The 10,679-nt window shown below is 60.9% G+C and carries 10 protein-coding genes; 6 read left to right on the top strand and 4 right to left on the bottom strand.

Going from position 1 to position 10,679, the window contains the following annotated elements:
* Window positions 1-83 precede the first annotated feature (83 nt).
* Window positions 84-539 carry a DciA family protein gene (locus J5M57_RS20430; protein WP_169842279.1) on the top strand — a complete coding sequence of 152 codons (456 nt, stop codon included), beginning with the start codon at window positions 84-86 and terminating at the stop codon, window positions 537-539.
* Window positions 540-630: 91 nt separating this feature from the next.
* Here the strand turns inward: J5M57_RS20430 and J5M57_RS20425 are convergent, their stop codons facing one another.
* A complete protein-coding gene (locus J5M57_RS20425) occupies window positions 631-2,118 on the bottom strand; it encodes a helicase HerA-like domain-containing protein (RefSeq protein ID WP_207847990.1) in 1,488 nt (495 codons plus the stop codon).
* 186 nt (window positions 2,119-2,304) lie between these two features.
* Between J5M57_RS20425 and J5M57_RS20420 the strand changes: the two genes are divergently transcribed.
* The 4 genes from J5M57_RS20420 (at window position 2,305) to J5M57_RS20405 (ending at window position 7,242) form a co-directional block, all read left to right on the top strand.
* On the top strand, window positions 2,305-4,194 hold the full coding sequence (locus J5M57_RS20420; protein WP_064588928.1) for a methyl-accepting chemotaxis protein: 1,890 nt from the start codon (window positions 2,305-2,307) through the stop codon (window positions 4,192-4,194).
* 195 nt (window positions 4,195-4,389) lie between these two features.
* Complete coding sequence (locus J5M57_RS20415; RefSeq protein ID WP_207848019.1) at window positions 4,390-5,481, top strand: glycosyltransferase family 1 protein; 1,092 nt, start codon at window positions 4,390-4,392, stop codon at window positions 5,479-5,481.
* Complete coding sequence (locus J5M57_RS20410; RefSeq protein WP_169842280.1) at window positions 5,474-6,250, top strand: polysaccharide deacetylase family protein; 777 nt, start codon at window positions 5,474-5,476, stop codon at window positions 6,248-6,250. Before J5M57_RS20415 ends, J5M57_RS20410 begins: the two co-directional genes overlap by 8 nt.
* Window positions 6,247-7,242 (top strand): lysylphosphatidylglycerol synthase transmembrane domain-containing protein, encoded by a 996-nt coding sequence (locus tag J5M57_RS20405; RefSeq protein ID WP_207847987.1) that lies wholly within the window; start codon window positions 6,247-6,249, stop codon window positions 7,240-7,242. The genes J5M57_RS20410 and J5M57_RS20405 overlap by 4 nt, the downstream gene beginning before the upstream one ends.
* Before the next feature lie 71 nt (window positions 7,243-7,313).
* Here the strand turns inward: J5M57_RS20405 and J5M57_RS20400 are convergent, their stop codons facing one another.
* Both J5M57_RS20400 and purU read right to left on the bottom strand, forming a co-directional pair.
* Complete coding sequence (locus tag J5M57_RS20400; protein WP_169842282.1) at window positions 7,314-7,481, bottom strand: hypothetical protein; 168 nt, start codon at window positions 7,479-7,481, stop codon at window positions 7,314-7,316.
* Window positions 7,482-7,568: 87 nt separating this feature from the next.
* Window positions 7,569-8,417 carry a formyltetrahydrofolate deformylase gene (gene purU / locus J5M57_RS20395; RefSeq protein WP_025112763.1) on the bottom strand — a complete coding sequence of 283 codons (849 nt, stop codon included), beginning with the start codon at window positions 8,415-8,417 and terminating at the stop codon, window positions 7,569-7,571.
* A 340-nt stretch (window positions 8,418-8,757) separates the two neighbouring features.
* Here purU and mvaT point away from each other — a divergent pair, with 340 nt between their 5' ends.
* Window positions 8,758-9,135, top strand: a complete 378-nt coding sequence (gene mvaT / locus J5M57_RS20390; protein ID WP_003227581.1) for a histone-like nucleoid-structuring protein MvaT — start codon at window positions 8,758-8,760, stop codon at window positions 9,133-9,135.
* 103 nt (window positions 9,136-9,238) lie between these two features.
* Here the strand turns inward: mvaT and sbcB are convergent, their stop codons facing one another.
* Entirely contained in the window at window positions 9,239-10,669 is a 1,431-nt protein-coding gene (gene sbcB, locus J5M57_RS20385; protein WP_207847986.1) for an exodeoxyribonuclease I, read from the bottom strand.
* Window positions 10,670-10,679: the final 10 nt, after the last annotated feature.

Raw genomic sequence — 10,679 nt, 5'->3', positions numbered from 1 at the left:
GTAAAGCAGGGACAAAAGCAATGGGCGAGTGGTTCCGCTGCTTTCTGCTACCATGGCGTTTCTGTTACTTCAGGTGTTCGATCATGGCATTTCGCCCTCTTGCAGCCAGAGCGCCCGCCGTTCTGCTACGCGAAGCCAAGCCGCTCAAAGCCATTCTCGGCCATGCCCAACGACTCGCTCATCTGCAACGCCTGCTCGAAAGCCAGCTGCAACCTGCCGCCCGCGCGCATTGCCATGTAGCCAAATGGCGTGAAGGCGAACTTTCGCTGGTGGTCACTGATGGCCATTGGGCCACGCGTCTGCGCTACCAGCAAAAACGCCTGCAACGGCAACTGCAGCTGTTCGAAGAGTTCGCCAATCTGACGCGGATCAAATTCACCGTGCGCCCCCCCATCGTGCAGCAAGGGGCTGTCGGGCACACGATGGATCTGTCAAGCGATGCGGCGGCGACCATTCAGTCGACGGCGGACGGGATCAGTGATCCGGGGCTGCGTGCGGCGCTGGAGCGTCTGGCGGCGCACGCTAAAGACAAGGCCTGAAGCGAGAGCAAAAGATCGCAGCGATGCGCCAGCGCCTACAGTTGGAACGCGCTTCCCCTGTAGGAGCTGGCGCAGGCTGCGATCTTTGCTTTTAGCGGCGTTTGCTGCCGCCGAGCAACGACCCCATCAGCCCGCGCACCAGTTGTTTGCCGAGATTATTGGCCGCCTGGCGCATCGCCGACTTCAGCGCCTGCCCTGCCGCCGTACCCAGAAACTCCCCCGCTCTGTCGGCCAGGCTTGGCTCTTCAGGCGCAGGCTTGCCCACGGGCGCATCAGCCTGCGGTGCCAGATCCTTACGGCCCATCAGGATTTCATACGCCGACTCACGATCGATCGGCTTGTCATACCGCCCCTTGAACGGCGAGCCGGCGATCAACACCGTACGCTCTGTCTCGCTCAGCGGCCCGATCCGCGATTGCGGCGGCGCCACCAGCACGCGCTGGACCATCTCCGGCGTGCCCCTTTCCTGCAGCGTTCCGACCAATGCTTCGCCGATGCCAAGTTCGGTCAGCACCGACAAGGTGTCGAACGCCGGATTCGGCCGGAAGCCATCCGCCACCGCCCGCAGGGATTTCTGTTCCTTGGCAGTGAACGCGCGCAAGCCGTGCTGGATCCGCAGACCCAGCTGCGCCAGCACATTGTCCGGCAGATCGCCCGGCGACTGGGTGACGAAATACACCCCCACGCCTTTCGAGCGAATCAGCCGTACCACTTGCTCCAGCCGCTCCTGCAAGGCCTTGGGCGTATCGCCGAACAGCAAATGCGCTTCATCGAAAAACAGCGCCAGCAGCGGCTTGTCGGCATCGCCGCGCTCCGGCAACTGCTCGAACAGCTCGGCCAGCAGCCACAGCAGGAACGTCGCGTAGACCTTCGGTGCCTCGTGCACCAGACGACTGGCATCGAGCAAATGAATGCGCCCACGGCCGTCCGCCGCCGGTTGCAGAATATCTTCCAGTTGCAGCGCCGGTTCGCCGAACAACGCTTCAGCGCCCTGCTGTTCCAGGGTCGCCAGCCGGCGCAACAGCGCCTGGCTGGAACCGGTGGTCATCAGCGCGGCGTCTTCGCCGAGCAGTTGCGGGTTGTCCTTGAGGTGATTGAGCAACGCCTTGAGGTCTTTCAGGTCGAGCAGCAGCAGGCCTTCGCGGTCCGCCACTTTAAACGCTGCGTACAGCGCCGACTGCTGGCTGTCGGTCAGTTCCAACAGGCTGCCGATCAACAGCGGGCCCATTTCACTCAAGGTGGTGCGCAAGGGATGACCGGATTCACCGTGAATGTCCCACAGCGTCACCGGATACGCCTGCGGCTTGTAGTCAAGCCAGGGCATCCCGGCGATGCGCTCGGCGACCTTGCCCTGAGGATTGCCGGCGGCGCCGAGGCCGCACAGGTCACCCTTGATATCAGCGGCAAAAACCGCGACGCCGGCGTCACTGAACGCCTCGGCGAGGCGCTGCAAGGTCACGGTCTTGCCAGTCCCGGTCGCCCCGGCGATCAGCCCGTGTCGGTTCGCCAGGCGCATGGCCTGAGCAATCGGTTGCCCCGCCAGATCGGCGCCGATAACGAGTTGCGATGTGTCAGGCATTTTGTCACCTATGGTTAATCTTTAATCCGCTATGGCCGATAGATAAAGGCGAGAACCCGACTGAAAAGTCGGTCGGACATTTCCCTAAGGAGAGTCGGAAATATCAGTTTGTTTCACCCTTGCCCATATTGCGCGTCTTTATAAAAGCACGCCCAGGACATTAAGACCTTAGCGGAACCCCAAGCCATGAACAAAAATCTGCGCTTCAGCCATAAAATTTTGCTTGCCGCCGCCCTCATCGTCATCGCCGCTTTCGCCTCGTTCACGCTGTACAACGACTGGCTGCAACGCAACGCGATTCGCGATGACCTGAACAACTATCTCAACGAGATGGGCGAGGTCACGGCCGACAACATTCAGACCTGGCTCAACGGCCGCATCCTGCTGGTCGAAAACGCCGCCCAGAACATCGCCATCAACCCGGACCCGGCCAACGTCGCCAGCCTGCTGGAACAGAAGTCCCTGACCTCGACGTTCATGGCCACTTACCTGGGTGATGCCACCGGGCACTTCACCATCCGCCCGGATGTGAAGATGCCGGACGGTTTCGATCCACGGGTGCGCCCTTGGTACAAAGGTGCCGAGAGCAGCAGCGCGTCGACCCTGACCGAACCGTACATCGACGCTGCCACCGGGCAGTTGATCATCTCCATCGCCACCGCCTCGAAAAAGGCCGGCCAGAGCGTTGGCGTGGTCGGCGGCGACCTGAGTCTGCAAACCTTGGTCGAGACCCTCACCGCCCGGGACTTCTCCGGCATGGGCTACGCCTTCCTGGTCAGCGCCGACGGCAAGATCCTGGTGCACCCGGACAAGGCACTGGTGATGAAGACGCTGAAAGACGCCTATCCGCAGGACACCCCGCGCATCAGCAGCGACTTCAGTGAAATCACTGTCGACGGCAAGACCCGCATCGTCAGCTTCACCCCGATCAAGGGCCTGCCCTCGGTGAACTGGTACATCGGGCTGTCGGTGGACAAGGACAAAGCCTTCTCGATGCTCAGTGAGTTCCGCACCTCGGCGGTGATCGCTACCGTGATCGCAGTGGTGATCATCATCGCGTTGCTGAGCATGCTGATTCGCCTGCTGATCCAGCCGCTGCACGTCATGACCCGCGCCATGGAGGACATCGCCGACGGCGAAGGCGACCTGACCAAGCGCCTGACCATCGTCAACAACGATGAATTCGGTGTGCTGGGTACCGCGTTCAACCGGTTCGTCGAGCGGATTCACGGTTCGATCCGCGAAGTGTCGTCGGCCACCGGGCAAGTCAACGAGGTCGCCCTGCGTGTGGTCGCGGCTTCCAATTCGTCGATGTACAACTCCGACCAGCAAGCCTCGCGCACCAGCAGCGTCGCCGCCGCGATCAATCAACTGGGCGCCGCCGCTCAGGAAATCGCCCGCAACGCTGCGCAAGCCTCGAACCAGGCCAGTGATGCCCGCGGCCTCGCCGAAGACGGCCAGCAAGTGGTGGATCGCAGCATCAAGGCGATGAATCAACTGTCGAGCATGCTCAGCGCCTCCAGCAGCAACATCGAGTCGCTGAACAGCAAAACCGTGAATATCGGGCAGATCCTCGAAGTGATCACCAGCATCTCTCAGCAGACCAACCTGCTGGCGCTCAACGCCGCCATCGAAGCGGCGCGTGCCGGTGAGGCGGGCCGTGGTTTCGCCGTGGTGGCCGATGAAGTGCGCAATCTCGCGCACCGCACCCAGGAATCGGCGCAGCAAGTGCAGACCATGATCGAGGAGCTGCAAGTCGGCGCCCGGGAATCGGTGAGCACCATGAGCGACAGCCAGCGCCACAGCCAGGACAGCGTGGAAATCGCCAACCTCGCCGGCGAACGCCTCAACAGCGTGACCCAACGCATCGGCGAGATCGACGGGATGAACCAGTCGGTGGCGACGGCGACCGAGGAGCAAACCGCCGTGGTTGAATCGATCAATGTCGACATCACCGAGATCAACACGCTGAATCAGGAAGGCGTCGAGAACCTGCAGGCGACCTTGCGCGCCTGCTCGGATCTGGAACAGCAGGCTGCGCGGCTGAAGCAGTTGGTTGGCAGTTTCCGCATCTAAGATCCAAAGATCGCAGCCTGCGGCAGCGCCTACAGGGTGAACAGAAATCCCGTACAGGCGCTGCCGCAGGCTGCGATCTTTTTGCCCTTGAAACCCACCGCCGATTCCCGACCGAACATCTATTCTGGATAAAGGTCAACCAAGGGAGTGCAACGCAGCGGAGGGTTGATTACCGTGCATATCGCCGACATCACCATGTTCTACGCCCCGGCCAGCGGTGGCGTGCGCACGTACCTGGATGCCAAGCATCGCCGGTTGGGCGTCAAATCGGCCATTCGCCACAGCCTGCTGATCCCCGGCGCCCATTTCGGTGAACACGACGGCGTCTACACCGTGCCCGCCCCGGCCCTGCCCTTCGGCAAAGGCTATCGTTTCCCGCTGCGCCTCGCGCCATGGCGCAATGTCCTGCAGGATTTGCAGCCGGACCTGATCGAAGTCGGCGACCCGTACCTCACCGCGTGGGCGGCGCTCGACGCACGGCGGCAACTGGACGTACCGGTGATCGGCTTTTACCACTCCGACTTGCCGCTGCTGGTCGGCAATCGCATGGGCCATTGGGTCACGCCGAATGTCGAGGCATACGTGACCAGACTCTACGGCAACTTCGACCGGGTGCTGGCGCCCAGCCAAGTGATGGCCGACAAACTCACGGGGCTGGGCGTGCGCAACGTCTTCGTGCAGCCGCTGGGGGTGGACCTGCAAACCTTTCACCCGCAAGCCCGCGACAACGGCCTGCGCGCCGAACTGGGAATTGCCGAGGACACGCGCCTACTGATCTTCGCCGGACGCGGTTCCAAAGAGAAAAACCTGCCCATTCTGCTCAAGTGCATACAACGCCTCGGCCCGCGCTACCACTTGCTGCTGGTCGGCTCGTCGATGCCCGCCGTGGTCCCGGACAATGTCAGCGTGATCGACTCATTCTGCCCGGCGCCCACCGTCGCCCGGTTGATGGCCAGCGCCGATGCCTTGCTGCATGCCGGTGATCAGGAGACCTTTGGCCTGGTGATCCTTGAGGCCATGGCCTGCGGAATTCCGGTCGTCGCGGTGGCCGCTGGGGCGTTCGAGGAAATCGTCAACGAAGCCTGCGGCTTGCTGTGTCTGCCGAACAACCCGCAGGCCATGGCCAACGCGGTCCGCGAGCTGTTCAGTCGCGGCTGCGTAAAGCTCGGCCAACAAGCCCGGCAACATGTCGAACAGTATTACGCCTGGGACACGGTGGTCGACAGCCTGCTCGGTCATTATCACGCGGTGCTCGGTCACTCGCTGCCGAGGGTGGTCAATGGCTGACTCCTCCAATGGCCGCGCCGTATTGCTGGTGCTGCACGATGTAGCGCCGTCGACGTGGGCGGACTATCGGCCGTTTGTCGAAGCGGTCGACGCCATCGGCGGCGTACCGATCACCTGGCTGGTGGTGCCGGATTTCCATGGACACGACGCACTGGAAGACCATCCAGCGTTTTGCCGGATGCTCGACGAGCGGCTGGCCCGTGGCGATGAACTGGCCTTGCACGGCTATTACCATGACGACCGCGAGCCAGCCCCGACCACGCCCCGCGACTGGTTCATGCGTCGGATCTACACCCATGAAGGCGAGTTTTATCGTTTGTCCCGCGACGCCGCGCTGGCTCGCCTGCGCGCCGGCATCGATCAGTTCCAGCGCAATGACTGGCCGTTGCACGGCTTCGTCGCCCCCGCCTGGCTGATGAGTGAGGGCACGCGCCAGGCCCTTCGCGAATTGCCATTGCGCTACACCAGCGATCCACAACACCTCTATCCATTACCGGATTTCACCGCCATCGACGCCCCGGGTCTGGTCTGGAGCGCGCGCAGTGCCTGGCGCCGAGGCTTGTCAAAAATCGTCAGCGATCAACGCGAACAGCAATGGCGCGACGCCCCGGTGATTCGTCTAGGCTTGCACCCGGTAGACATGCGCCACGCATTTTCGCGTGAATACTGGCTGCACACCCTTGAACGGCTGCTGGCGGAAGGACGCAAGCCCATGAACAAAATCGACTGGCTGTTCCAACAACGTGAGCGAATGGGACGCGCGGCATGAGTCGCGGCATTGTTCTGTTGATCGGTCTGCTCGCCGCCGTGCTGATCCCGGTGCTGCTCGGCGGCGGAGAGATCGGCGCGCGGTTGCAGAACTTTCCGCTGCACTGGCTGCTGATCATGTTCGGCATGATCCTGCTCTGCTGGGGCATCAATACCCTGCGCCTGCGGTTGTTGCTGGGCGATCAACGCGAGCGGGTAACGCCGCTGAAAAGCCTGGGCGTGGTCATGGCCGCCGAGTTCGCCTACTGCGCCACCCCCGGCGGCAGTGGCGGGCCGCTGACGATCATGGCGTTGCTGGCGCGCTGCGGCGTGCGCCCGGCCCGGGGCAGCGCGGTGTTTGCCATGGATCAGTTGAGTGATCTGCTGTTCTTCCTCTGCGCCCTGAGCGGGATTCTGATTTACGCGTTGTTTCAGCACCTCAGCGACCGCCTGGAGTGGCTGCTGATGGTCAGCGCGGTGTCGCTGTTCGGCGGTTTGTTCAGTTGTGTGCTGCTGGCGCGCTATCACCGTCGGCTGATTCTGCTGAGCGGGCGCCTGCTCGCCCGTCTGAACGTGCAGCCGGCCACGCGCCGGCGCTGGGCGCGCAAACTGTTGCACTTTCTCGATGCGTTTATCGACACGCTCAAGTTGCCGTGGCAAACCCTGGTCAAGGTGTTCGTCCTGACCTGCCTGCATTGGTTGCTGCGCTACAGCGTGCTGTATCTGGCCTTGCGCGGGCTGGGCGCGGACCTGCAATGGGCCTGGAGCTTTCTGGTACAGATGCTGTCGTTGGGCGCCGGGCAGATGAGCCTGCTGCCCGGTGGCGCGGGCGCGGCGGAACTGACGTCGGCGGCGCTGCTAGCGCCAATGGTCGGCAAATCCACCGCTGCCGCGGCGATTCTGATCTGGCGGGTGGTGACGTTCTACTTCTATCTGCTGGTGGGCGGGCCAATTTTTCTGTTGATGCTGGGACGGCCGCTGCTCAAGAAGCTGCTGAAGATTCGACAAGCGTAAAGATCGCAGCCTTCGGCAGCTCCTGCATAGAAATGCGATCCCTGTAGGCGCTGCCGAAGGCTGCGATCTTTTCAGGCTTCTCCCTCCGGCTCAGGTTTCACCTGTTTCCACAACTCGGCAGCCCCGGGAAACTCGGTGCCGTCGTCCGGGCTCAGGTCATCCGGGTCATAACGACTCAGGCAGCCCTCCCCCAGGGTAGCCGGCGCTTTCGAAGTGGCTTTGTCCAGTGGGTCAGTCACGGGCAGTTCCTCAAGGGCGGAAACGAAAAAGGGCCTGGGACGATTGAACGCCCAGGCCCTTCTTTATTCAAGTACGCGTGCGTTCGATCAGAACACCACGGTCTTGTTGCCGTGCACCAGCACGCGGTCTTCGAGGTGATAACGCAGGCCACGGGCCAACACCATCTTCTCGACGTCACGGCCGAAACGCACCATGTCTTCGATGCTGTCGCTGTGGCTGACACGCACCACGTCCTGCTCGATGATCGGACCGGCGTCCAGCTCTTCGGTGACGTAGTGGCAGGTCGCGCCGATCAGCTTCACGCCGCGCAGCGACGCTTGGTGGTACGGCTTGGCGCCAACGAACGACGGCAGGAAGCTGTGGTGAATGTTGATCACCTTGTGTGCGTACTCACGGCACAGCGACGGCGGCAGGATCTGCATGTAGCGCGCCAGCACCACCACTTCGGCGTCGTGCTGCTTGACCAGACGCGACACCTCGGCGAATGCCGGCTCCTTGTCCTGCGGATTGACCGGGACATGGTAATAAGGAATGCCGTGCCACTCGACCATGCTGCGCAGGTCATTGTGGTTGGAAATCACACAGGAGATTTCGCAGTCGAGCTCATCACTGTGCCAGCGGTGCAACAGGTCCGCCAGGCAGTGGGATTCGCGGCTGGCCATCAGCACCACGCGTTTTTTCTGCTCGGTGTCGGTGATGCGCCAGTCCATCGAGAACTCTTCGGCGATCGGCGCAAACTTCTCGCGCAACACTTCAATACCGAACGGCAGCGAATCGGCACGAATCTCGTGACGCATGAAGAACCAGCCGTTCTGATTGTCCGAATGATGGCTCGCTTCGGTAATCCAGCCGTTGTGGGATGCCAGAAAGTTACTGACTTTGGCTACGATGCCAACGCGGTCAGGGCAGGAAATCACCAACCGAAAGGTGCGCATGGGGGGAAAACTCCAGAACTTCGCAAAGGCGGCCATTCTAGCGATTGTGCGCGCAAACTGCAGTATTGATGACCATGTCTCGCCGAGATGGCGCGATTCACGGGTACTCGGTGCCCTGCGTACCCAAGTGACGGCGCGCCAATGCCACTGTCTCAGGCCGATAATTGTGAATAATCGTGATGACTGCATCACATTATTTAACAGCGCATTCAATTTACCGGTTAATTCTCGTAACTAACTCAAATAAAAAAACCGGTTAAATGTTTACTTGATGAAACAGCCTGACTATTATTGCGGCACTGTCCCCTGCCATTCAACACCTCCACATAAGGTAGTTATCATGTCGTTGATCAACGAATATCGTGCCACTGAAGAAGCCATCAAAGAGCTGCAAGCCCGTTTGAAGAACCTGTCGCAAGACGACAAATTGCAAGCCGAGCTGGAATTCGAAGGCAAACTGCGCACCCTGATGGGCGAATACTCCAAGTCGCTGCGCGACATCATCGCCCTGCTGGATCCAGAATCGAAAACCAAAGGCACCCGTGGCGCCGCTGTAAAAACTACCGGCACCAAGCGCGCACGCAAAGTTAAACAATACAAAAACCCGCACAACGGCGAAGTCATCGAAACCAAAGGTGGCAACCACAAGACTCTGAAAGAGTGGAAAGCCAAGTGGGGCGGTGACGTGGTTGAAGGCTGGGCTACCCTGCTGGGCTAAGCCGCAACGCCGGTCGCCGATTGATTCTGCGGCCCATGAAAAACGCCAGCATACGCTGGCGTTTTTTTATGCGTGGCCTTTCATGGAGGCACTATGTTCGATTTCAAAGATTCAAACGTTTGCGCAATGCCTCGACATAATTTTGCCACTCATTGAGCACTTGATTCTGTATCGGCGTAGCACTAAGTGCCCATTGCTGCGCGGCCTCGGCAAAAGATTCCAGGGTATTAGGCGCGCCCATTTGCGGCTCGGACAAACGCTGCTGGCAGAATATTCTCCAGCGTTCTTGCTCTGCAGAATTCAACGTATCGGGAAAGTTGCGTGCGCGATATCGAAAGAGTAATTCAGGCAGACGTTCATCATCGAACGGCCATTGTTCTTGCGCTAATTGCGCCGGATCCGCCGCTCTCACTTGCTCGCATAGACGCCGATCGCGATCACCGATAAATCCATCGTACAACTGCTGTTCCGGGTCTTCACTCGGGGTGAAATCTTCGCTGGCATAAATCGCCGCAACTTTATCTTTCCAAACTTGTTGTGCGTCACTTAGCCGCAGTGCGCGCGCCTGATAGAGCGCCATGTCCAGACCCAGGCGTTGCTGATCGTCGGCACGCAATACCGACAACGGCGCCACCACCGGGCAGCGATTGATGTGAATCAGTTTGAGCGGCACCGGCAATTCACCCTCGGCCAACTCATCGCGACGGGTGTAAAGACGCTGGCGCAGAGTTTCCGCGTCCAGATCCAGCAAGCCTTGCGGATCAAGGTGCAGGTCACAGACGATCAACGCATTGCGATTGCGCGGATGCCAGGCCAATGGCAACACCACACCCACATAGTGCCGCGCTGCGGAAAAGCGTCCGGAGATATGCACCAGCGGCTGCAACAGGCGAATCTGATCCATGACCTTCTGCTTGCTGCGCAGTTGAAACAGCCAGTCATACAACTTCGGCTGTTTCTCCCGGATCAACCGCGCCAGGGCGATGGTTGCGCGCACGTCCGACAGCGCTTCGTGGGCGTGCCCATGGTCGATGTTGTTGGCGGCGGTCAGGCGTTCGAGCTTGAGGGTGACCTTGCCTTCGGCATCGGTCGGCCACACCAGACCATCGGGGCGCAACGCATAGGCGGCGCGCACCACATCGATCAAGTCCCAGCGACTGTTGCCGCCCTGCCACTCGCGGGCGTACGGGTCAAAGAAGTTGCGGAACAGGCTGTAACGGGTCATCTCGTCGTCGAAACGCAGGGTGTTGTAACCCGCGCCGCAGGTGCCAGGCGCGGCCAGTTGCGCGTGCACCCGGGTCATGAAATCGGCTTCGCTCAAACCCTGTTCGGCAAGCCGGCTCGGGGTGATGCCGGTGATCGCACACGCTGCCGGGTGCGGCAGGATGTCTTCGCTGGGCTGGCAGTAGAGGTTGACCGGTTCGTCGATTTCATTGAGGTCATGGTCGGTGCGAATCCCGGCAACCTGCAGCGGACGATCGTTGCGGGGATTGATGCCGGTGGTTTCGTAGTCGTACCAAAAAATTGAAGTCACGGGCGGTTCC

This window comes from Pseudomonas sp. 86_A, from assembly GCF_017491705.1.
Lineage (GTDB): Bacteria > Pseudomonadota > Gammaproteobacteria > Pseudomonadales > Pseudomonadaceae > Aquipseudomonas > Aquipseudomonas koreensis.
This window is presented reverse-complemented; position numbering and strand designations above follow the sequence as displayed.

What these genes read in the sequence shown, in the direction of transcription:
- J5M57_RS20430 (WP_169842279.1), top strand. Translation starts at nt 84, where the DNA reads ATGGCATTTCGCCCTCTTGCAGCCAGAGCGCCCGCCGTTCTGCTACGC.
- J5M57_RS20425 (WP_207847990.1), bottom strand. Translation starts at nt 2,118, where the DNA reads ATGCCTGACACATCGCAACTCGTTATCGGCGCCGATCTGGCGGGGCAA.
- J5M57_RS20420 (WP_064588928.1), top strand. Translation starts at nt 2,305, where the DNA reads ATGAACAAAAATCTGCGCTTCAGCCATAAAATTTTGCTTGCCGCCGCC.
- J5M57_RS20415 (WP_207848019.1), top strand. Translation starts at nt 4,390, where the DNA reads ATGTTCTACGCCCCGGCCAGCGGTGGCGTGCGCACGTACCTGGATGCC.
- J5M57_RS20410 (WP_169842280.1), top strand. Translation starts at nt 5,474, where the DNA reads ATGGCTGACTCCTCCAATGGCCGCGCCGTATTGCTGGTGCTGCACGAT.
- J5M57_RS20405 (WP_207847987.1), top strand. Translation starts at nt 6,247, where the DNA reads ATGAGTCGCGGCATTGTTCTGTTGATCGGTCTGCTCGCCGCCGTGCTG.
- purU (WP_025112763.1), bottom strand. Translation starts at nt 8,417, where the DNA reads ATGCGCACCTTTCGGTTGGTGATTTCCTGCCCTGACCGCGTTGGCATC.
- mvaT (WP_003227581.1), top strand. Translation starts at nt 8,758, where the DNA reads ATGTCGTTGATCAACGAATATCGTGCCACTGAAGAAGCCATCAAAGAG.